Origin of the sequence: Paraburkholderia phenazinium (assembly GCF_900141745.1) — a bacterium.
GTDB classification, from domain to species: Bacteria; Pseudomonadota; Gammaproteobacteria; order Burkholderiales; family Burkholderiaceae; genus Paraburkholderia; species Paraburkholderia phenazinium_B.
Window position 1 is genome coordinate 2329481 of sequence record NZ_FSRM01000001.1, and the last position, 21855, is coordinate 2351335.

The following is a 21855-nucleotide window of genomic DNA, read 5'->3' on the forward strand; positions in this document are numbered from 1 at the left end:
GCAGGAGACGGAAATGAGTGTGAACGCAGGGGCGCGGCTCGACCGCTTGCCGATGTCGGGTTTTCATCGCCGCATCATGTGGCTGATCGGCATCGGCATGTTTTTCGACGGCTTCGATATCTATGTGGCGTCGACGGTGCTGGGTGCCACGCTGAAAAGCGGCTTTTCGACGCTCGGACAGAACGCGCTGTTCGTGTCGCTGACCTTCCTTGGCATGATGCTCGGCTCATTGGCAACAGGCTTTCTGGGCGACCGGTACGGCCGGCGCTTCACCTACCAGACCAACCTGATGGTGTTCGGCGTGGCATCGCTTGGCGCCGCGCTCGCGCCGAACATGATCGTGCTGATCGCCTGCCGCTTCGTGATGGGGCTCGGTCTCGGCGCGGAAAACGTGGTCGGCTATTCAACGCTCACGGAGTTCGCTCCGCCCGCCTCGCGGGGCAAGCTGCAGGGCTTGATGGCCGTCTTCGTGGTATCCGGACTGCCAGTCGCAGGGTTGATCGGACTCCTGCTGATTCCCGTGCTCGGCTGGCGCGGCATGTTCGTGCTCGGCGGGATTGGCGCGATCGGCGTATGGTATGCGCGCAAGTCGTTACCGGAGTCGCCGCGTTGGCTCGAGTCCGCTGGACATGATAAGGAAGCCGAAGCGATTCTGTCGACAATCGAAGCCGAGGTGAGGGCCGAGCACGGCAACGCGCCACTACCTGTGCCGGTGCAGAGGCCGCTCATCGCACCATCGCGCGAACTCGGCTCGCTCTTCAGCGGCGTCATGCTGCCGCGGATGATCGTCGGCTGCGTGACGCTGATCGTCATCAACACGCTGCTGTACGGCTTCGTGACGTGGCTGCCGACCTTCTTCGTGCATCAGGGTTTCAGCATCGCAAAGTCGTTCGGGTTCGCGCTCGTGATGTCGCTGGGTGCGCCGCTCGGCTCGGGTTTTGGGGCGTTGACCGCCGACCGCCTCGGTCGCAAGAAAGCCATTATCGGCGCATCGCTATTCGCCATCGTGTTCGGCTCGGTCTATCCGTTCGTGAGCAATGAAGTTCTACTGCCTATCGTCGGATTGCTGCTCGTGATTCCCATCTATGTGCTGGTCGCGCTGCTGTTCGCGATCTACGTGCCGGAATTGTTTCCGACCGAAGTCCGGCTGCGCGCGTCCGGTATTTGCAACACCCTTGGCCGCGGGGCGACGATCATCACGCCGTTCATCGTGGTCGCCCTGTTCGCTCACTACGGTGTGATCGGCGTATTGGCCTTGATGATCGGCTTGCTGGCGATTCAGATTGTGGTGGTGGGAGCGCTTGGCGTCGAGTCGACGGGCCAGCGCCTCGAAGATATTCAGCCGAGCGGCGCGACTGCGCGCCACGAGGTCGGTGCGGATGCGCGGGTGTCCCCGCTTAAGTAAATACGGAGAATCTGGAATGGATGCAGTGAACAAGCAATACCTGAACGCACAGCTGTTCATCGACGGCAAGTTTGTCGATGCGGCTTCGGGCAAGACCATGGATATCATCAACCCGGCCAACGGCGCGGTGATCGGGCAGCTCGCAGCGGCATCGGCAGAAGACGTGGACCGCGCGGTGCAAGGCGCACACACGGCCTTCGAAAGTGGCGTATGGCGCGATCTTTCGATCCAGCAACGTGCCCGCGTGCTGAACCGCTTTGCAGATCTGTTCGAAGCGGATCTGGGGAATTTCTACAAGCTCGAAACGCTCAACAACGGGCGTCCGCTCGTCGAAACGCGTGCGCAGATTTCGCGCTTGCCGCAGTTCTACCGCTATTTCGCGGCACTTGCGTTGACGCGTCGCAGCGACGTGATCCCTATCGAAGGCCCGTATCTCTGCTATACCCAGCGCGTGCCGCTCGGCGTGTGTGCGTTGATGACGTCGTTCAACCATCCGTTGATGATTCTGTCGAAGAGTCTCGCCCCAGCGCTTGCGACCGGCAATAGCGTGGTCATCAAGGCCTCGGAACAGACCCCGCTCACGACCGTGCGGCTCGTCGAACTGTTGCAGCAGGCCGGCGTACCGGACGGCGTGGTGAATGTGGTGAACGGCGAGGGCAAGGAAGCGGGCGCGGCGCTGGCGCGTCATCCGCTGATTGCCAAGGTGGTGTTCACCGGCGGTACGGAAGTGGGGCGTTCTATCGGTGAAGCGGCTGCGCAGAATTTCGCTTTGACGACGCTCGAACTGGGCGGCAAGGGCGCGGTCATTCTGTTCGACGACATGGACCTCGATCGCGCGGTGAATGGCGCGGCGTTCGCGGCGTTTATCGGTGCGGGACAGACCTGCGTATGCGGCGCGCGCATTCTGGTTCAGGAAACGATCTATGCAGCGTTCCTCGAGAAATTCAAGGCGAAGGTCGCATCGATCCGCGTCGGCGACCCCGCCGACATCAACACACAACTCGGTCCGGTGATCTCGGCGCGTTCGCGCACGCGCATCCTTGCGATGCTGGAGCGAGGAATCGCGGAAGGCGCGAAAGTGCTGAGCGGCGGCGGCATTCCGGCGCACCTGCGCGACGAGGGCTTTTATCTCGAACCCACCGCGTTCTATGACGTCGACCCGAAGTCCGAACTCGGTCAAGGCGAAGTGTTCGGGCCGGTCACGGTGATCATGCCGTTCAAGGACGAGGCGGACGCACTGCGCATCGCCAACGACACGCAATTCGGACTCGCTGCTTCGGTTTGGACACAGGATGTGGCACGTGCTCACCGTGTGGCGAGCAAGCTCATCTTCGGCATGGTCTGGATCAACGATCACCATCGTCTGGACCCAGCTTCGCCGTGGGGCGGCTTCAAGAACAGTGGGGTAGGACGCGAGACCGGCATCGAATCGTTCGACCAGTTCAGCGAACCGCGGGCCGTGACGGTCAACACAAGCGGTACGACAGTCGACTGGTATGCGGACGATGGCCAGCTGAAGCGGCTCAATTGATGAATATGCAAAGTAGTGCTTAGGTTTCAGGCTAGATAATCGACAATTGATCCCTTGATCAAATGCCGCGCGGCGCCCTCGAGCACCGCGCGGCATTTTGCATGTATACCAGGTCGCCTGGCGGCGGCCCCAGCTTGTTTACGATCCTTCCGCCTCTCTTTCACCGCGATCGATCGTGCACAAAAGTGGGCACACATACTTAAGAAATGATTAAGCACATCCATTGCGTGCACATAATTGGCGCGACGTTTTTTACCCATCTGCGAGACCACGAGAACAGATTACCGTTTCGTCGAGATGCGCCAGTGTCTTGACGTTTACTGCCTGGCGTACGCGGTTGCATTGACCGGGTTAGCAACCGAGTATGGTCGGGTGTGGGCAAACGGAGTGTGAAATATGTCGGAAGCGCAAACAGTGCTCAAGGACGATGTAGCGGAACCCGTTTCCGTCGATCTGGCCGAACCGGCCCCCATCGATCGTGAAACATTCCATGACTGGCTGTCCGGAGAGCAAAACGCATTTGAGGGAATCGATTTTGCGCTCAGGATCACCAGCTTTCTCGACTGTCACGACGCACTGATGGTTGGCTGCGGTCAGCAACTCGGTTATGTAGACGACTCGCCGCAACGGCGCCCTGATCTGCACGCCTTCGGCCGCGAACTATATGGTTCGCCGGAATTCGGCGGCCGCCGCTATGTCCGCTCCATCCGCTTGCTCGAAGCGGGCTCGCTCGACACCTTGACCGTTATGGATACGTGTGACCATCTCAGCCAACTGGAGTGCGGTTGTCTGTTCGCCGAGGCAAATCGGGTGCTGAAACCGAACGGATATTTCATCGTGCGCGTGCCCGTCGGTTACGGGCGGGCAACCGTCTCGCGCAAACGCATGGCAGAAGCGCGCCGGGCCGACGAGCCGGGCGTAAGAGAGTCCGGCCGGGTCGCGAAGCTCTCTCGCCAGACGGGCGGAGTGCGTTTCAGATTCAAGGCGTTTCGCCGCTCGCTTGCCGAAAGCTTCGATATAGAACAAGCGGTGAATCAACCCTGGCCGGGTTTGCCCCGCTGGTTCAATTCCCGCCGCATCATGCTGTGCCGGAAGCGCGAAGCGCAATAAGGCGCGCGGGCACGCTAACTGCTGGTCTACGGCCATCCCACGGCTATCGCTATCAGTGGATGAATTTCATGCGCCGAGGGACTACAGTAGCAATGTTGCGCGCTCGTCAGAACACAATCTGTCGCGATGTCGACGACGGGTTCGGAGTTTATCGCCATGGCCAAGCATACCGGACCACCAGAATCGGGGGCGGATAGCCCTGCGGAGCGTCCCGTGGATAGCCGCGCGGACGGTCCCCCTGGAGATTCTGGGCAAGACTTCAGTCAACGCTTCGATCCTGACCTCGATCCCATGTACGCCATGCCGCCTGCGCGGTTTGGGCGCCTCGCGCTCTGGGCTGCGTCGGCGAGTGCGCTGACGGTGGGCGTTGCGGCCACGGTCGCGTATGGCGTCTGGTTCGATCAGGATCAGCGCGCCTATACGCGAGCGATGGCTACGGCGCAACAGGCGCTCTCGACGCGTGTCGCGGCCACGGTCCCAGCCACGCTCACAGCCGCACCTCCGGAACAGATGCTATCGGCCGCCGCTGCTTTCGTGCCGGACCCGCCGCTTTCGGCGACCCCGACGACCGCCATGACCACCACAACATCCGCACCAGTGCAGACGCCAACAACGTGGTCAGGTCGGGTAGGCGCAGCTGCACCGCCCGCGGACGCTCAGACCTCGCTAGCCGACGCGGATGAAACAGCGCCACCCCCTTCGGCTTTACCCGCCCAGCCCGATTCAAGCGACACGCCTTCCTCCGATGCCCTCGCGCCGCATGCAAGCAGCGCACGGCCCACGATGACGAGCGGTGGTGTGAAGCAGATCCGGCATCGTCCGCTAGTGCGCGCCAAGCCGAATACCGGCTTGCTAGCACGCATGGAATCGTATTTTCATCGTGGAAACTATCGGCAGCATGGCAACGGAAGCCAGCAGGACCAGGACCTCTACGCCCACTCGTGAGCCGCGCCTTGCAGCGCCTGCCGCACGCAAGCCGGCCTTTACGGTTCGCTTCGGCTGGGGGCCGGCTGCGCTGGCGGGGATTGCCTTGCTGTGCCTGCTGTCCGGGCTCCTCGTGCTTGCGGTGCAGATCAAGGCCATCTTCTCCGATCAGTTGAAGCAGGAATATACAGGGCTGGTTCTTGACGCTATCGGACGCGCCGAAAGCGCGCGCGATCTCGCCACTGCTCGCCAGCCGCTAACCGGAGATAGTGGAGACAGCAACGCGGAGCCGCGGGACTATCGAAATGCGCGTATCGGTCTTGCAGCCCGTCTCGCGTCCGTCGCTGCAATCGTGAACGTGGATCCTGCGGGGGCGCCGCACATCCCTCAGCGGGCACTCTCGCCCGACGCCAACTTCGACGATACGGATGCCTTGTTGCGCTCGCAGTCGGCCTACTGGCGCACGCGGCGCGATCTCGTCAGCGCGGATCTGCACACGCGGATCTCGCACGTCGCGAGAACACTGATGGTGTTGTCGGCGCTGATCTTCAGCGCGCTGGTCACGGCGCTCGGCATGTACGCGAAGCGCACGCGGCAACTGGCACGCGAGTCGCACCGTTTCGAGTTCGCCGCATTGCACGATCCGCTGACCGGGCTGCCAAACCGGCGTCATCTGTTTGACACGCTTGCGCGAACCCCGCCGGTAGCGAGGAGTGATCCACTCGGACATACGCTTGCCGTTCTGTATATCGATCTGGACGGCTTCAAACAGGTCAACGATTCGCGCGGTCACCGCACCGGCGATGAATTCCTGATCGCCGTAGCACGGCGCTTTCGCAAGTCGGTTCGTCCGGTCGATGTGGTGGCGAGAATCGGCGGTGACGAGTTCGCCGTGCTGGTGCGCGGATTTTCCATGGATGCTGAACTCGGCTCGATTGCGGAGCGCCTGATCGCCTGTGTGGTCGATACGGGCGAGCAGATGCGGATCGGCTTTGTCAGCGCCAGCATCGGCATTGCAAGCTTTCCGCAACCTGTCGAAGACTACCGTCATCTGCTCGCCGCTGCGGACGAGACGATGTATCAGGTCAAACGCAAAGGCAAGAACGGCTACGCTTTCGCGATGCCCGTCGAGCGTTCGGAGGCGCTTTGATCCACGCGGCATCGGACGCGAATCGGTCCGAACGTATCAAGAGGATGCGCTGCCGATCGGCGAGAGGACCGTGGTGAGGCGACCGTGCGGAATCACAAATTTTGCGTGAAATTGACAGACACCGGCGCTTTCACCGCCTAGACTGATTACGGTCATTCCGCTTGCGATGCGGGTACGTTCCATGTCGACCTTGTGACAAGCCCCACTCTGACAGTGCAACCTCAGCGCAACCCGGATGGACCGCAGCCAGACTGTCGTTGCTGATCCCATCGCTTCCCAGGAGATTTGCCATGCCCCAGGTATCGACGACCGAGGCGGACGCCGCGTCCCTCGACACTTCGCGTTCCGGTTATGAACTGCTCGCCGACCCGCTGTTGAACAAGGGCACCGCGTTCAGCGAGGCGGAGCGGGACAGCTTCGATCTGCACGGACTCTTGCCGCCCACTATCGGCACCCTCGAAGAGCAGGTGTCGCGACGTCTGCAGGTGTTGCGTGCATTTGCGACGGACCTTGAGCGCTACGCGTTCCTGCGCGATCTGCAGGATACCAACGAAACGCTGTTTTTCGCGTTGCTGGTGCAGAACCTCGAAGAGATGTTGCCCGTCGTTTACACGCCGACGGTCGGCGCCGGTTGCCAGCAATTCAGCCGTCTGTTCCGCAAGCCTCGTGGCCTGTTTTTGAGCATGCCGCACAAGAACCGCATCGAGGAGATCCTTGCCCACCCGCGCTTCGACAAGGTCGAGGCCATCGTCGTAACGGATGGCGAGCGCATTCTCGGTCTCGGCGATCAGGGCGCGGGCGGGATGGGCATCCCGATCGGCAAACTGGCGCTCTATACCGGCTGCGGCGGTCTTCATCCTGCGACGACGCTGCCCATCATGCTCGACGTCGGCACGGACAATCCCGACTGCCTGAATGATCCGCTGTACATCGGCTGGCGTCACGAGCGCGTCCGCGGTGAGGAGTACGATGATTTTATCGAGGCCTTCGTGAGCGCCGTTGCAAAGCGCTGGCCGCATGTGCTGCTGCAATGGGAAGACTTCGCGAAGAACAACGCGACGCGCATGCTCGAACGCTACCGCGATCGTCTGTGTACGTTCAATGACGACGTGCAGGGCACGGCGGCAGTGGCGACCGGCACACTGCTCGCGGCGGTCAATGTCACCGGCGTGCCGTTGACGGAGCAACGCATTGCCGTGATGGGCGCGGGCTCGGCCGGTTGCGGCATTGCGAGTCTGATCCGCAAGGCGATGACCGATGCCGGCCTGTCGGATAGCGAGGCCGGCAAACGCTTTTTCATGGTCGATCGCGATGGCCTGCTGGTTGAAGGCATGGACGGCATCGCGTCGTTCCAGCAACCGTTTCTGCAGGACAAGGCGGCGATTGCCGACTGGAAGCTCGATCATCCGGACCGCATCGCCTTGCTCGACGTGGTGCGCAACGCGAAGCCGACGGTGCTGATCGGCGTGTCGGGGCAGGCCGGGGCGTTCTCCGAACCGGTGGTCCGGGCGATGGCCGAAATCAACAAGCGTCCCGTGATCTTTCCGCTCTCGAATCCCACCTCGCGCGCGGAAGCGACACCGGATGATCTGCAGGCCTGGACCGATGGCCGGGCCGTTATCGGCACGGGCAGTCCGTTCCCGCCGATCGAGCGCAATGGCGCCAAGTTCAAGGTGGATCAGACCAACAACTCCTATATCTTCCCGGGCGTCGGTCTGGGCGCTATCGCGGTCAAGGCTTCGCGTGTGAGCGACCAGATGTTCATGGCGGCGGCGAAAGCGCTCGCCGCGGCGTCGCCGGCCCGTAACGATCCCAACAAAAACCTGCTGCCGCCGGTGACCTCTTTGCGTGAAGTGTCGATCACGGTTGCGCTTGCAGTGGCGCTACAGGCGCACAAGGAAGGGCTGACCCAGGGCGTCGAAACGGATCAGATAGACGGTCTGATCCGTAACAAGGTATGGACACCTCACTACGTGCCTTATAACCGTATCGACGGCAGTACGCCGTAAGCCGGCTGCGTGGGTGTCCACAAGGCGGCTCTGAAGCTTCCGCGAGGTAGACACCTGGCCGCTCGGTGCAGCAAGGTGTGCCGAAGAGCGTGCCCCTACACGGGGCCGCCGGTGAGTGTTTGCGTGTGTGCTTTGGCGTAACCGCGAGGCACGCGGCGCGCGAGTCGCACAACGGACCATAACCCTGATCGAATAACCAGGCCGTACAACAGGCCACACAACAACAGGAGCCACGCTGTGGTCGACACGATTCTCAATGGCTTGCTGCCGGTTGCATTTGTCATCATGCTCGGCTGGCTTTCGGCCCGGATCCGTCTGCTGAAGCATGACGATGCAGGCGTGCTGGCGACGCTGGTGATCCGCTTCGCGCTACCGTTCGCGCTGTTTGAAGGCGCCGTGAAGACATCGCCCGAAAAGCTGCACAACGTGGGTTTTGCGCTGTGTCTGACGCTAGGTTTGATGGGCACCTACCTGATCGCTCTTGCGGTGGGGCGCTTCGTATTCAAACACGACCTGCGTACGGCAACGATGCAGGCGCTGGTGTGCGCCTTCCCCGATATGGCGTATTTCGGCGCGCCGATTCTGGCCGCGGTGTTCGGGCCCGAAGGATTTCTGGCCGTGCTGGTCGGCAATCTCATCACCAGCATCTTCATGCTGCCGCTGACCATCGTCCTTACGAACCTCGGTGGCACTGGCGAGAATGAGGGTCAGCGGCCGGATATCCTGCGCATTTTTGGCCAGAGCATTGCGCGTGCGGTGATCAATCCGATCGTCTGGCTGCCGATCTCCGGCATGGTGCTCAGCTTCGCCCATGTCACGTTGCCCGGTCCCGTGCTCACGTCGATCGATCTGATCGCCAAGGCCGCGGGAGGCACCTCGCTCTTTGCGCTCGGACTGATGCTGTATGGCGAGCGCTTCAAGATTAACGCCAACGTCCTCGCCAATCTCGGCATCAAGAACTTCCTGCAGCCGTTGATCATGGCGCTCGGCGCGGTGCTGTTCGGCGTGGTCGGGGCGCCCGCGCACCAGGCCGTGATCACCGGCGCCGTGCCGACTGCTACCGCGGCCGCCATGTTCGCGCTCAAGAGCAATACGTATACGGCCGACGCCACTTCGACGATCCTGATCAGTACGATCCTGGGTGTCCTTATCGAAGGACTGCTGATCGCCTACTTCTTCTGAGCGACACCGCCGCGCCGGCACACCGGCGCGGCCAGCAGCAAACGGCCTAAGCGCGCCGCTTCTTGCTCAGCGTGATGGTTTCGAACAGCGTGTAGTTGGCCGTAGGCGCCTGATCCGCACCCGGCGCGTGATAGTAGTTCATCGTGATGGTCGTCGTGCCGCCGTGTTCGCCCGGATCGTGATCGAACACGGCAATGCCATAACCCGTTCCCGTGTCGCGTTGCGCTGACCAGATCGCATCTTCCAGCGCATCGGCGGGGTTGCGCACGAACGTGTTCGCAGTCGTGCCTGGGATGGGACGGTTTGGCTTGGTGAAGACCTTCGCTTGTGGCAAACCGTTGGTGTTGTCTTCGCCATAGACATCGAGCGGTGCGCTCGTGCCGCCGCCGCCGAGGATCAGGTGGATCGTGCCATGGCTGGTGTCGAAAGTAGTGCTGGCCGGATCTGCCTGCGGCACGGGACGCGGTTGCAGCGTATCCACCACGGCGCCCGTGGTCGCATCCACGCCGGCGTTATGGTTGCAGCCGCGCACAGGATAGCTGCGTTCGTAGTCGTGGTCATGCCCGCATACCACGAGGTCGACACCGTAACGGTCGAATAGCGGCAGCCACGCCTCGCGAATGCCCTTGTCGGAACCATTGCCGGTCTTCGACGAAGTCAGCGCGTCCTGGTGCATCTGCACGACGATCCAGTCGATCTCGTGATCTTCCGATGCATGACGCAGCGTCTCTTCGAGCCAACGGGTCTGGATACCCTTGCTGTACCCACGCACGTAGAGCGACGTGCCCGCTTCGATCGGCGCATGACCTGTGCTGGCCACCGGCACCAGCGGATCAGGACCCGCCACGAAGGCCGCTGCGTCCTGATAGACCACGTCGTCAGCATCGAGCGAGATAAACAGCACCGAACTCACGCGAAAGCTGTACCAGTGACCGGCAAACTGCGTGCCGTTCTCCGGCAACGTGTAACGCGTCAGATACGACGCGAGACCTTGCGGACCGTTATTGAATTCGAGTTCGTGATTGCCCGGACACGGCATCCACGGACGATTGGCCGCCGAGCTCTGGCAGTTGTTGCCGAAGTCGCGCCACACGTCGGGTTGATGCGTCGGATTCAGGTTCGCGTAGCAGAGATCGCCGTTGAGCAGATGGAACAGTGGCTGAAAGCGTTCGACGGCCTGCACGGCAAAACGGCTCTGCGGATACGAGAGCACCCATTGGGTGTTGGGTGTGGCGAGATCCCCATAGGTGGTCCAGCGAAACGGCGTGCGTCCGCGCGGCGCCGTCTGGAAGCTCGCGGTGAACGGTTGTGCGGCGTTGCTGTCGTTGTCGGCCGTGACCGTGTACTGATAAGTGTTCGCTGGCTTGAGGCCGCGCAGGCGGGCGTGATACGTGAACACCGTAGCGCCGTTTATGCCATCCGTATAAATGCGTTGCACGCCGTGCACGGTTTGCTGTGCCTCGCCTGCGGCGCCGAACTGCACCCGGGGGTTGGACGCCGTGGCAAGCGAGGCCCACGAGACCACCACCTCACTCGTCGGATCGCTGCCCCAGGTCAGATGAATCTGCTCGGGTGTGCCGTCCGGATTCGTCGTGGCAGCCTTGCCCGTAGCGGCGAAGCTGCCGGTGGCGCCCGCCAGTCCGGAAGCGCCTGCGAGCTTGAGGAAGCCACGGCGCGAGACGGCCGCGAGGACATCGGCGGGGCGGGACGTGCTGGAAGCGGTGTCGGAAGCGAGATGGGCAGCGGGGGAGTTCTTGTTCGACATGTCGGTGCTCGGCCTGTGGGTTGGGAGGACAGCGCGCGGACGGCATCTCTGGCCGGACTGCATAGGCAGCAGTCCAGCGCGGCTTGCCGTGACTCGAAGTGCGCAACCGCAACCACATTATTCGCAGAACTGTCTTTCCGTGTTGTGACAGCGCTGCCGGCACCACGCGTGCGACATCTGCGGATCGACCACTGATGTGCACATTGACGCCGGACATGCGGCCCGGCGCCAACCCTTCAGGCGAAGCTTTTAGTTCGCGTTAGCCTGCTTGCTGCCAAACGTCACGGTGATCGACGGCGCATACTGCGGCACCGTAATCATGGCGTCGTCGCTATCGCCATCGTCGCTGTTACCTGCTGCGAAGTGAAATTGCGGGCGCGGAATCTGCGTGGTCACCGCCTTGATCGTCGTCGTGACGGGGTCGTAGCCTGACTTCTCGCATTTGATCTGCAGATCCGAGTCCGAGCGGCGCACGTCGACGCTATCCGGAGCGGTGACTGACCAGTCGCCCTTGCTGTTAGTCAATACGCATTTCGCATCGGCGACCGGCCCGTTGTTATCGACTACGGCGATCGACAGCGTCTCGCGGTCCTTCTTCTCGCCGCCATTGTTCGAATTCGACGCGCCGGTCACGTTGACCGTGTTAGCGGACTGCAGGTTGCTGCTGGCACCGCCGACGTTGCCCGCGAAGGCGCCCAGGGAGATGAGAGAAACCGTTGCAGCAACAACGGCTTTAAGGCTCTTGTAAATTTTGGTTCTCCTTTGCTTTAACTGAAAGCGCGCAGTCAATCGCTTTGCGATGGCCGCCTGAGCGACGGCACCGCAGGACTCTATCACGCCTATTTAAAGCTTGAAATCGGCTAGCCGATCAGGAGAAACCGCTTAGACGCCGGTGCGCACGCCGACGCGATATTGCGTGACATGGCGGTATTCCATGCCGGGCCGTAGCACCACCTGTGCGTTGTCGGCCATATTGATCTGATTGGGAAAGCCGCCTGCTTCGAGGCAAAGTCCGGCGTACTTCGAATAGGTGTGGCCGCCGCGGCCTTGCTCGCCTTCGAGGTGATTGCCGGTGTAAAACTGCAGGCCCCATTGATCGGTCAGGACGCTGAGCTCGCGTCCGCTCGCGGGCTCGTAGACACGTGCCACCTCACGAACGGGCCGCGTGCTGTCTTTGACTTCAGGCAGTACGTAACAATGGTCAAAGCCAGCTGCGAGTGCGAGCTGGGTATTCGGCCAATCCAGGCGCGCACCGATCGGCGCGCTCTGGCGGAAATCGAACGCATTGCCGGCAACCTCTGCGCGGCGCGTGGGAATCATCTGCGCGTCGACCTCGAAAAAAGCTTCGGCGTCGATCGAGACCACATGGCCGCGGACGTCGGCGGCGGCTTGGCCGGTCAGATTGAAATAGCCGTGGCTCGTCAGGTTGAGCGGCGTGGGCGCGTCGGTAATGGCTTCGTAGGCAATCGTCAACGTGCCCTCATCATCGAGCGTGTAGCGGACCTGAACGCTCACGTGGCCCGGAAAGCCCGCATCGCCCTCAGGCGATTCAAGTCGCATGACGAGCGAGCCGTTGTCCTCGGCCGCCTCCCAGCACAGGCGATTGAAGCCGGTACTGCCGCCATGCAGCAGATTGTTGCCCTCGTTGCGGTCGAGCGTGTACTCGATGCCGTCCAGCGCGAAGCGTGCCGCCTCGATGCGGTTGGCCCAGCGCCCGATCAGGCCGCCCATATAGGTGGTGGAGGCCAGGTACTCGGCGGGCGTATCGTGGCCGAGCAGGATATCGCCAAGCCGGCCGGCGCGGTCCGGCGCATGCCACGACACGAGGGTCGCGCCCAGGTCGCTGATACTGACCTTCATGCCATGCGCATTGCGCAGCGTGAAGAGCTGGACCGGGTCGCCGCCGGGCACATTGCCCCAGGGTTCGGTCGAGAAGCGTGCGTGACTGATCATATCGGCGAGAGAAAAAGATTGCGAAAGCGGGATTTCAAAAGCGCACGCAGAGCATACGCCGGGTGTGACTGTGCCTAGCCGGGTGCAGCCGCGGACCTGGTACGTTCCTGATATTCCCGCGGCGTGCAGCCGAGCTCACGGCGAAACACCGCATACATGTACTGCAAGGACGTAAAGCCGCAACGGATCGCAACCTCCGCGCTCGAGGCGTCGCGTCTCGCAAGCATCGCCTTGGCGGCATCGAGCTTGTGACGCAGGATCTCCTGATGCACTGTACATTGCAATTCGCGCCGAAAATATTCTTCGAGCGACGAGCGCGACACGCCGACGTAATCGGCCACCTGTTCGGTGCGGATACCCTGGCAACCGTACTGGCGGATAAAGTGCCGCGCGCGCATCACATAAGGGCTCGTAAGCGGCTGGTGACGGGTCGATTCGAGCACGTTGATACCGACCGGCGGCACGCGGATGCGCCGGCCCGGAAAGCGCGCGCCGTGCAGCATCTGATGCAGCAGGTGAGCGGCAGTGCGACCCATTTCCTCGGTGCCCTGAATCACGGACGACAGCGGAATGCGTGTGAGAGTGCGGCTCAGCGGATCGTTGTCGATGCCGATGATCGAGACCTGTTCGGGCACGGCTATCCCGGCGGTCAGGCAGGCTTGCAGCAGTTGCCGTGCGCGGGCGTCGCTGACCGCGATGATGCCGACCGGTTTGGGCAGTTTTTCGAGCCAGCCCGTGAGCTGTTCGATGGCCTGGTTCCACGACGGTGCGCTGGTGGACAGGCCACGGTAGATCTCGTCGTCGATCTCCTCGGCGCTGCGGCCTTCGGCGGCGCGCAGGCTGACGAAGGCCAGCTCGCGCTGCTGCGCCCAGCGGTTCTCCGGTGCCTGCGGCAGGCTATAGAGCGCGAAGTGCGGCAAGCCCGCACCGATCAGATGGGTATAGGCGAGCGAGACGAGCTGGGTGTTATCCGTCGCGATGTAGGGCAGCTCGGGCGGGTAGTGCGTCTCGTCCTCGTACGACGAACCGACCGCCACCACCGGCAGCGGGCAGCCGCGCAGCGCTTCGCAGACTGCGGGGTCGTCGAAGTCCGCGATGATGCCGTCGCCGTCGAAGCGCTCGATGCCTGTCAGCCGGCAGCGAAAGTCTTCTTCGAGAAACAGGTCCCACGCAACGCGGGTGGAGAGCAGGTAATTGCCAATGCCGCTAATGATCTGGCGGTCATACACCTTGTTCGCGTTGAACAGCAGCGCGATCCGATGGGGTCTTTGCGGCGTCTGGGGGCGGGTCATCGTCGATGGCGCGGCGGCGTGGCGAGCCGGCGGGCCATTGTCTCCATATGGGGCGCGGCTAGCCTGGCCGCGCCGGTTTTTAAGTGTCCGGTTATTTTAGGCCCGGATTGCATTGCGTGTGCACGCCAACAGCGCGGGCGGTGAGAAACATTAACCATGCTGCGCAATTTCGCAATTGCGGGCACAGGCCGCGCGCGGCAGCATGGCGACAGCTTGTCGAACCCGGCCAGGCGCTGCCGCACGGGTTGCACTGCAACAATTAATGGAGACACTCATGTCCTACTTCGAACACATTCCCGCCGTTCGCTACGAAGGTCCGCAATCGGACAATCCGCTCGCTTTCCATCACTACGACCGCACTAAACGTGTGCTCGGCAAGACGCTCGAAGAGCATCTGCGCATTGCCGTGTGCTACTGGCATACGTTCGTATGGCCGGGTGTCGATATCTTCGGGCAGGGCACCTTCGTGCGTCCGTGGCAGCAGCCCGGCGACGCCATGGAGCGCGCGCATCGGAAGGCCGACGCCGCGTTCGAATTCTTCTCGAAGCTCGGTACCCCTTACTATACATTCCACGATACCGACGTGGCTCCGGAAGGCGCGAGCATCAAGGAGTACAGCGAGAATTTCACGCGCATCAGCGACTATCTGGCGCGCAAGCAGCAGGATACCGGCGTCAAGCTTCTGTGGGGCACGGCCAACCTGTTCTCACATCCGCGCTATGCGGGCGGCGCGGCAACCAGCCCGAACCCCGATGTGTTTGCGTTTGCCGCCACCCAGGTACGCCATGCGCTCGACGCCACGCAACGGCTCGGCGGAGAGAACTATGTGCTGTGGGGCGGCCGCGAAGGCTACGACACGCTACTCAATACCGACCTGGTGCGCGAGCGCGATCAGTTTGCGCGGTTTCTCAACATGGTGGTCGAGCATAAGCACAAGATCGGCTTCAAGGGTACGCTGCTCATCGAGCCGAAACCGCAGGAGCCGACCAAGCATCAATACGATTACGACGTCGCCGCCGTGCATGGGTTTCTCACGCAATACGGCCTGCAGAACGAGATCCGCGTCAATATCGAGGCCAATCATGCGACGCTGGCGGGGCACTCGTTCCATCACGAGATCGCCACGGCGTTTGCACTCGGCATTTTCGGCAGCGTGGATGCCAACCGCGGTGATCCGCAAAACGGCTGGGACACGGACCAGTTTCCGAACAGCGTCGAGGAACTGACGCTCGCGCTTTATGAAATCCTCCGGCACGGCGGTTTTTCGACCGGCGGGATGAACTTCGACTCCAAGGTGCGGCGTCAGAGCGTCGATGCGGAAGACCTGTTCTTCGGGCATATCGGCGCGATCGACAACCTCGCGCTCGCGGTCGAGCGGGCTGCCGTGCTGATCCAAAACGACCGGCTCGAAAAGTTCAAGCGCGAGCGTTACGCCGGCTGGGAGACGGAGTTCGGCCGCAAAATCCTTTCTGGCGGCTATTCGCTGTCGGAGCTTGCTGGCGACGCGGTCGGCCGCGGGGTGAACCCGCAGCATGCGAGCGGCCAGCAGGAGCGGCTGGAAAACATCGTCAACCAGGCTGTCTACGGTCTGCGCTGAATGCGCGACGCGGCGTGGCGCTGCGTTAAGGCGCCGTGCCGTGCGCGATGACGTGGAACGCGCAGAGCCCATTCGATGGGCATGAAAAAACGTTAGGACGACTGGCCAGTTTCGCAATCGCGCAGCCGTTGGCGATTGCGCATACTGGCGCAAAACGAGGATGGAGACATGTTCATCGGTATCGACCTCGGCACGTCAGGCGTCAAGGCCGTGCTACTCGACCGCGATGGCCGCGTACGCTGCACGGCGGCGCACGCGCTGACCGTCAGCCGGCCACAGCCGCGCTGGTCTGAACAGGATCCGCACGACTGGTGGAATGCCACCAGGGCGGCGGTGGGCGATCTGCTCGAACAGGCGCGCGCAGCCGGGATTGGCGCAACGCAGATCGAGGCACTGGGTCTGACGGGCCAGATGCACGGCGCAACGCTGCTCGACGCGCAAGGCGACGTATTGCGACCGGCGATTCTATGGAACGACGGACGTTCGGATGCCGAATGCCGCGAACTCGAAACAGCCGTGCCGCAACTTCGAACGGTGGCAGGAAATCTTGCCATGCCAGGGTTCACGGCGCCCAAACTGCTCTGGGTCCGCAAACACGAACCGGAGATTTTTTCCCGCATCGCCAAGGTGCTGCTGCCGAAAGACTATCTGCGCTATTGCCTGACCGGCGGCTTCGCCACCGATCCTTCCGATGCCGCAGGTACGCTCTGGCTCGACGTGGCGCAGCGCGACTATAGCAGCGCGTTGCTGTCCGCCTGCGGACTCACGCGTGAGCAGATGCCTGAAGTGTTCGAAGGCAATCGCGTGACGGGCACGCTCAAACCCGAACTCGCACGCGAGTGGGGAATCGGTGAAATTCCCGTGATCGCAGGTGGCGGCGACAACGCGGCCGGTGCCGTGGGCGTGGGTATCGTCAAGCCGAAGCAGGCGATGCTTTCGCTCGGCACATCCGGTGTGTATTTCGCGGTCTCCGACGGCTTCCTCGCCAACCCTGCGTCAGCAGTCCATAGCTTCTGTCATGCCTTGCCGCAGACCTGGCATCTGATGTCGGTGATGCTCAACGCTGCCGGTTGCCTCGATTTCACTGCACAACTGACGGGCTACGCCGATGTGGCCGCACTGCTCGCCGATGCCGAAGCTCAGGCACGCGACCGGCGGCCGTGGTTTCTGCCGTATCTGACCGGCGAGCGCACGCCGCACAACAACGTCAACGCGAAGGGTGTGTTCTATGGCCTCGCGCCGCAGACCAGCCGTGCGGATCTGGCGAACGCCACGCTCGAAGGCGTCGGCTTTGCCTTGCTCGACGGCATGGATGCACTGCACGCTGCCGGTCTCGTGCCTGACGATATTTCGGTGATCGGTGGCGGCTCGCGCAGCGCTTACTGGACCCAGATGCTGGCGGATATCTTCGGGCGTCCGCTGACCTTGCGTGCGGGCGGTGAGGTTGGGCCGGCGCTGGGCGCGGCACGGCTTGCGCATCTGGCGCTCGAACCTGGTGCGCCGCTTGAGGCTATCTGCCCGACGCCGGAAATTCTCGCCGTGCGTGAACCGGACATGGTGCGTCACGCGTGGTATCGCAATGAACGTCGTCCGACGTTTCATGCGCTGTACCGGGCACTTGAGCCCGTGTTTGCCGCAGACGCGTAGTGCCGAGCACCTGAGGTTTCATGTCTGATGCCTGGTCGCGGCGAGACGTCGCGCGGTGAGGTGTTGCCCGGTGAAATCTCGCGGAGGGAAGCGTCGCCTTGGTGAAAACGTCGCCCGCGAGGACGCCGAATAGAGGAGCTTAAAGCAATGCGCAGCCGCAATGGCCGCGCCGGTAAGGGGTACTAAGGGGTAGTCCATCGTTAGTCGTGTATCCGGCCGCGCGGTTCGCCGCGCAGGCCGTTAGCCCGGTGTTGCCGGTTATAAAAGAGAGGAGTGAGACATGAAATTTTCAACGCGTCGTTCCGTTTTGAGTTCACTGGTGTGCGGAGCCGTGCTCGCCAGTTTGTCGCTCGCTGCACCGCTGGCGCATGCAAGCAAGGATCATCCGGAAATCGGTTTCTGTATCGACGACCTGCGCGTCGAACGCTGGTCGCGCGACCGCGACTATTTCGTGGCCGCAGCCGAAAAACTCGGCGCCAAGGTCTCGGTGCAGTCAGCCGACGCCAGCGAAGAGCGGCAGATCTCGCAGATCGAAAACCTGATCTCGCGCGGCGTCGATGTGATCGTGATCGTGCCGTTCAATTCGAAGACGCTCGGCAATGTGGTGGCCGAAGCGAAGAAGGCAGGCATCAAGGTCGTGTCGTACGACCGGCTGATTCTCGATGCCGATATCGACGCCTACATCTCGTTCGACAACGAGAAGGTCGGCGAATTGCAGGCCCAGGGCGTCTACAACGCGCAACCGAAGGGCAACTACTTCATGCTCGGAGGTGCGCCCACGGACAACAACGCCAAGATGTTGCGTGAAGGTCAGATGAAGATCCTCAAGCCTGCTATCGACCGCGGCGATATCAAGGTGGTCGGTCAGCAGTGGGTGCCGGAGTGGAGTGCGTCCACGGCCCTGCGCATCATGGAAGATGCGCTGACCGCGAACAACAACAAGATCGATGCCGTGGTGGCGTCGAACGACGGCACGGCGGGCGGTGCGATTCAGGCGCTGGCAGCGCAGCACATGGCTGGCAAGGTGCCGGTATCGGGCCAGGACGCGGACCTCGCAGCCGTCAGGCGCCTGATTGACGGCACGCAGACGATGACCGTCTACAAGCCGCTCAAGCTGATCGCCAGCCAGGCCGCGAACCTCGCCGTGCAACTCGCGAAGGGCGACAAGTCTGCCTACAACGCGCAGTACGACAACGGCAAGAAGAAGGTCGACACCATTCTGCTGCAGCCGACGCTGTTGACCAAGAGCAATGTGGATGTCGTCATAAAGGACGGCTTCTACACTCAGGCGCAGCTCGCGAGCCAGTAAGCAGGTCGATGAGTGGGCCAATGAATGGGCCAATAAGCGGGACCGCGCGCGATGGCGCCTGTTGCGTGTTGAGCGCAACCGCGTCGGCGCGCGCTTTGCAGCGAGGCAAAAGCGAATGACGCAATCTTTGCTGGCGATGCACGGCATCGTCAAAGCGTTTTCCGGCGTGAAGGCTCTGGACGGTATCGATCTGGCCGTGTCGCCGGGCGAATGCGTCGGCCTGTGCGGCGAGAACGGCGCGGGCAAATCGACGCTGATGAAGGTGCTGTCCGGGGTCTATCCGTACGGCACCTGGGATGGCGAGATCCTCTGGGAAGGGCAGCCGCTGAAGGCCATGAACGTGCGCGACACGGAGCGCGCCGGGATCGTGATCATCCACCAGGAGTTGATGCTGGTGCCGGAGCTCTCGGTGGCGGAGAACATCTTTCTCGGCAATGAAATCACGCTGCCGGGCGGCCGCATGAACTACGCCGCGATGTTCCAGCGCGCCGACGAACTGCTGCGCGAGCTGCATATCGAAGGCATCAATGTGGCGCAGCCGGTGATGAACTACGGCGGCGGCCATCAACAGCTGATCGAGATCGCCAAGGCGCTCAACAAGCGCGCGAAGCTGCTGATTCTCGACGAACCGTCGTCGTCTCTCACCAGTTCGGAAACGCAGATTCTGCTGGACATCGTGCGCGATCTGAAGCGGCGTGGCGTGGCCTGCGTGTATATCTCGCACAAGCTCGACGAAGTGGAAGCCGTCTGCGACACCATTACCGTGATCCGCGATGGCCGGCATGTCTCCACCGAACCGATGCGCGCGCTGACCACCGACCGCATCATCGCGATGATGGTGGGCCGCGAGATTACCAATCTGTTTCCTCGCGAGCCGCGGCCGCTCGGCGACGTGATCTTCGAGGCACGCCACGTGACGTGTTTCGACGTGACCAATCCGCGCCGCAAACGGGTCGACGATGTGTCGTTCACCTTAAGACGCGGCGAGATACTCGGCGTGGCGGGCCTGGTGGGAGCGGGGCGCACGGAGCTGATGCAGGCGATCTTCGGCGCCTATCCCGGCGTGAGCGAGGCAACGGTGCTGCTCGACGGTAAGCCCCTGAAAATACGCGCACCCGCCGATGCGATTCGCGCCGGCATCGGCATGGTGCCCGAGGATCGCAAGCGCCACGGCATCGTGCCGCACCTGAGCGTGGGGCACAACATCACGCTGTCGGTGTTGCAGCGCTTTGCCAGGGGCGCGCGAATCGATTCGGCGGCCGAGCTCGATACCATTCATACGGAGATGAAGCGGCTCTCGGTGCGCGCGGCGCATCCGATGCTGTCGATTGCGAGCCTCTCCGGCGGCAACCAGCAGAAGGCCGTGCTCACCCGCATGCTGCTAACCGATCCGAAGGTGCTGATCCTCGACGAGCCGACCCGCGGCGTCGACGTCGGTGCCAAATACGAAATCTACAAACTGATCGTGCAGCTCGCGCACCGCGGCATGTCGATCGTGATGGTGTCGTCGGAGATGCCCGAGGTACTGGGCATCAGCGATCGCGTGCTGGTGATCGGCGAGGGCGAATTGCGCGGCGATTTCATCAACGACGGCCTCACGCAAGAAGACATTCTCACGGCGGCGATCCGTCCGGTGCAGCGAACCACGAACCCAACCGAAGCGAGCGCAGCATGACTCCCGACGTCACTTCCCAACCCCCCAAAGACGCTGCGGCGAACGCTTCGTTCGGCGGCGCGCAGCGCGTGCAGCAACTGTTCGCACGCTACAAGATTCTCGCGCTGCTGTTCGCCGTGGCAGCCATCTGGATCTTCTTCTCGTTCCTCACCAGCGGCGCGTTCATCACGCCGCGCAATCTGTCGAATCTGCTGCGGCAGATGTCGATCACCGGGATGCTGGCGTGCGGCATGGTGTTCGTCATCATTGCGGGCGAGATCGATTTGTCGGTGGGCTCGCTGCTCGGTCTGCTCGGCGGCGTCGCGGCGATTCTCGACGTCAACCGGCATTGGCCCATCGGCGTCACCGTGCCGGTGGTGATGGTGCTCGGTGTGCTGGTGGGTCTTTTCAACGGCTGGTGGTCGACGTACCGGCGCGTGCCGTCGTTTATCGTGGGCCTCGGCGGCATGCTGGCGTATCGCGGCATTCTGCTCGGCGTGACGGGCGGTTCCACCATCGCACCGGTGTCCGACAGCTTTGTGTTCGTCGGGCAGGGTTATTTGCCGCAGTTTGCGGGCGATACGCTTGCGGTCGTGCTGTTTGCATTGCTGGCGCTCCTGACCGTGCGGCAGCGGCGCAACCGTCAACGCTACCAGTTGCCAGTGGTACCCGTCTGGCAGGACGCGGCGAAGATCGTAGGCGCCGGGGTGATCCTGCTGGCGTTCGTGGCGACGCTCGACCGCTACGGCGGCATTCCCGTGCCGGTGCTGTTGCTGCTGGCGTTGCTCGGCATCTTTACGTGGATCGCCACGCAAACCGTGTTCGGCCGGCGCATTTATGCGGTCGGTTCGAACTTGGAAGCGACGCGGCTATCAGGCGTGAACACGAACCGGGTGAAGCTGGCGATTTTCGCGCTGATGGGGCTGATGTGCGCGTTCGGCGGCATCGTCAATACGGCGCGCCTGGCGGCGGGCTCGCCCTCGGCGGGATCGATGGGTGAGCTCGATGCGATTGCGGCGTGTTTTATCGGCGGTACGTCGATGCGTGGCGGCTCCGGGACGGTGTACGGGGCCTTGATCGGCGCGCTGGTGATGGCGAGTCTCGACAACGGCATGTCCATGCTCGACGTGGATGCCTATTGGCAGATGATCGTCAAAGGCAGCATCCTCGTGCTGGCGGTGTGGATCGATGTGGTGTCGGGATCGAACCGGCGGTGATACGCGCTCGAGGCAGAGCGAGTGCGGGTAGCATGATGCGGTGCAACGGATTGTCGAACGGCACGCGCCGGGCGTCTGCATGGCGTGCCGCGCGAATGCCGGCGGATGCG

16 protein-coding genes are annotated in these 21855 nt (G+C 62.6%); 12 read left to right on the forward strand and 4 right to left on the reverse strand.

Translation table 11 applies throughout. The features are described 5' to 3' along the window. Positions 1-13: 13 nt before the first annotated feature. The 7 genes from BUS06_RS10665 (at position 14) to BUS06_RS10695 (ending at position 9311) form a co-directional block, all read left to right on the forward strand. Positions 14-1405 carry an MFS transporter gene (locus BUS06_RS10665; RefSeq protein ID WP_074264231.1) on the forward strand — a complete coding sequence of 464 codons (1392 nt, stop codon included), beginning with the start codon at positions 14-16 and terminating at the stop codon, positions 1403-1405. A 16-nt stretch (positions 1406-1421) separates the two neighbouring features. Next, the gene (locus BUS06_RS10670; protein WP_074264232.1) at positions 1422-2936 is read left to right on the forward strand and encodes an aldehyde dehydrogenase; all 1515 of its coding nucleotides are present in this window, start codon (positions 1422-1424) and stop codon (positions 2934-2936) included. A gap of 396 nt (positions 2937-3332) precedes the next feature. Next, positions 3333-4046 (forward strand): hypothetical protein, encoded by a 714-nt coding sequence (locus BUS06_RS10675; RefSeq protein ID WP_074264233.1) that lies wholly within the window; start codon positions 3333-3335, stop codon positions 4044-4046. 156 nt (positions 4047-4202) lie between these two features. Beyond that, entirely contained in the window at positions 4203-4991 is a 789-nt protein-coding gene (locus BUS06_RS10680; protein WP_143787491.1) for a hypothetical protein, read from the forward strand. Further along, positions 4945-6120, forward strand: coding sequence for a GGDEF domain-containing protein (locus BUS06_RS10685; protein ID WP_074264235.1), 1176 nt, complete (start codon positions 4945-4947; stop codon positions 6118-6120). The genes BUS06_RS10680 and BUS06_RS10685 overlap by 47 nt, the downstream gene beginning before the upstream one ends. A 290-nt stretch (positions 6121-6410) precedes the next feature. Further along, complete coding sequence (locus tag BUS06_RS10690) at positions 6411-8129, forward strand: NAD-dependent malic enzyme (protein ID WP_074264236.1); 1719 nt, start codon at positions 6411-6413, stop codon at positions 8127-8129. Between the two features lie 237 nt (positions 8130-8366). Further along, on the forward strand, positions 8367-9311 hold the full coding sequence (locus BUS06_RS10695; RefSeq protein WP_074264237.1) for an AEC family transporter: 945 nt from the start codon (positions 8367-8369) through the stop codon (positions 9309-9311). Positions 9312-9357: 46 nt separating this feature from the next. Here BUS06_RS10695 and BUS06_RS10700 read toward each other — a convergent pair whose 3' ends face one another. From BUS06_RS10700 to BUS06_RS10715, 4 genes are all read right to left on the reverse strand, one after another. Further along, positions 9358-11076 (reverse strand): fibronectin type III domain-containing protein, encoded by a 1719-nt coding sequence (locus BUS06_RS10700; protein ID WP_074264238.1) that lies wholly within the window; start codon positions 11074-11076, stop codon positions 9358-9360. Between the two features lie 249 nt (positions 11077-11325). After that, complete coding sequence (locus BUS06_RS10705) at positions 11326-11865, reverse strand: hypothetical protein (RefSeq protein WP_074264239.1); 540 nt, start codon at positions 11863-11865, stop codon at positions 11326-11328. Between the two features lie 93 nt (positions 11866-11958). Then, on the reverse strand, positions 11959-13029 hold the full coding sequence (locus BUS06_RS10710) for an aldose epimerase family protein (protein ID WP_074264240.1): 1071 nt from the start codon (positions 13027-13029) through the stop codon (positions 11959-11961). A 74-nt stretch (positions 13030-13103) separates the two neighbouring features. After that, positions 13104-14321: a XylR family transcriptional regulator gene (locus BUS06_RS10715; RefSeq protein WP_074264241.1), complete on the reverse strand. Its 1218-nt coding sequence runs from the start codon at positions 14319-14321 to the stop codon at positions 13104-13106. Between the two features lie 274 nt (positions 14322-14595). Between BUS06_RS10715 and xylA the strand changes: the two genes are divergently transcribed. From xylA to BUS06_RS10740, 5 genes are all read left to right on the forward strand, one after another. Next, positions 14596-15918 carry a xylose isomerase gene (xylA, locus tag BUS06_RS10720; protein ID WP_074264242.1) on the forward strand — a complete coding sequence of 441 codons (1323 nt, stop codon included), beginning with the start codon at positions 14596-14598 and terminating at the stop codon, positions 15916-15918. Positions 15919-16086: 168 nt separating this feature from the next. Then, positions 16087-17565 (forward strand): xylulokinase, encoded by a 1479-nt coding sequence (xylB, locus tag BUS06_RS10725; RefSeq protein WP_074264243.1) that lies wholly within the window; start codon positions 16087-16089, stop codon positions 17563-17565. Between the two features lie 280 nt (positions 17566-17845). Next, positions 17846-18874 carry a D-xylose ABC transporter substrate-binding protein gene (xylF, locus tag BUS06_RS10730; protein WP_074264244.1) on the forward strand — a complete coding sequence of 343 codons (1029 nt, stop codon included), beginning with the start codon at positions 17846-17848 and terminating at the stop codon, positions 18872-18874. Positions 18875-18989: 115 nt separating this feature from the next. Next, the gene (gene xylG, locus BUS06_RS10735) at positions 18990-20549 is read left to right on the forward strand and encodes a D-xylose ABC transporter ATP-binding protein (protein ID WP_074264245.1); all 1560 of its coding nucleotides are present in this window, start codon (positions 18990-18992) and stop codon (positions 20547-20549) included. After that, positions 20546-21745, forward strand: a complete 1200-nt coding sequence (locus tag BUS06_RS10740) for a sugar ABC transporter permease (protein ID WP_074264246.1) — start codon at positions 20546-20548, stop codon at positions 21743-21745. The genes xylG and BUS06_RS10740 overlap by 4 nt, the downstream gene beginning before the upstream one ends. Positions 21746-21855: the final 110 nt, after the last annotated feature.

Bases quoted from the DNA above. Each gene is read 5' to 3' on its own strand.
- BUS06_RS10690 (WP_074264236.1), top strand. From the start codon at position 6,411: ATGCCCCAGGTATCGACGACCGAGGCGGACGCCGCGTCCCTCGACACT.
- xylG (WP_074264245.1), top strand. From the start codon at position 18,990: ATGACGCAATCTTTGCTGGCGATGCACGGCATCGTCAAAGCGTTTTCC.
- xylA (WP_074264242.1), top strand. From the start codon at position 14,596: ATGTCCTACTTCGAACACATTCCCGCCGTTCGCTACGAAGGTCCGCAA.
- BUS06_RS10740 (WP_074264246.1), top strand. From the start codon at position 20,546: ATGACTCCCGACGTCACTTCCCAACCCCCCAAAGACGCTGCGGCGAAC.
- BUS06_RS10665 (WP_074264231.1), top strand. From the start codon at position 14: ATGAGTGTGAACGCAGGGGCGCGGCTCGACCGCTTGCCGATGTCGGGT.
- BUS06_RS10670 (WP_074264232.1), top strand. From the start codon at position 1,422: ATGGATGCAGTGAACAAGCAATACCTGAACGCACAGCTGTTCATCGAC.
- BUS06_RS10680 (WP_143787491.1), top strand. From the start codon at position 4,203: ATGGCCAAGCATACCGGACCACCAGAATCGGGGGCGGATAGCCCTGCG.
- BUS06_RS10710 (WP_074264240.1), bottom strand. From the start codon at position 13,029: ATGATCAGTCACGCACGCTTCTCGACCGAACCCTGGGGCAATGTGCCC.
- BUS06_RS10715 (WP_074264241.1), bottom strand. From the start codon at position 14,321: ATGACCCGCCCCCAGACGCCGCAAAGACCCCATCGGATCGCGCTGCTG.
- BUS06_RS10685 (WP_074264235.1), top strand. From the start codon at position 4,945: ATGGCAACGGAAGCCAGCAGGACCAGGACCTCTACGCCCACTCGTGAG.
- xylF (WP_074264244.1), top strand. From the start codon at position 17,846: ATGAAATTTTCAACGCGTCGTTCCGTTTTGAGTTCACTGGTGTGCGGA.
- BUS06_RS10700 (WP_074264238.1), bottom strand. From the start codon at position 11,076: ATGTCGAACAAGAACTCCCCCGCTGCCCATCTCGCTTCCGACACCGCT.
- BUS06_RS10675 (WP_074264233.1), top strand. From the start codon at position 3,333: ATGTCGGAAGCGCAAACAGTGCTCAAGGACGATGTAGCGGAACCCGTT.
- xylB (WP_074264243.1), top strand. From the start codon at position 16,087: ATGTTCATCGGTATCGACCTCGGCACGTCAGGCGTCAAGGCCGTGCTA.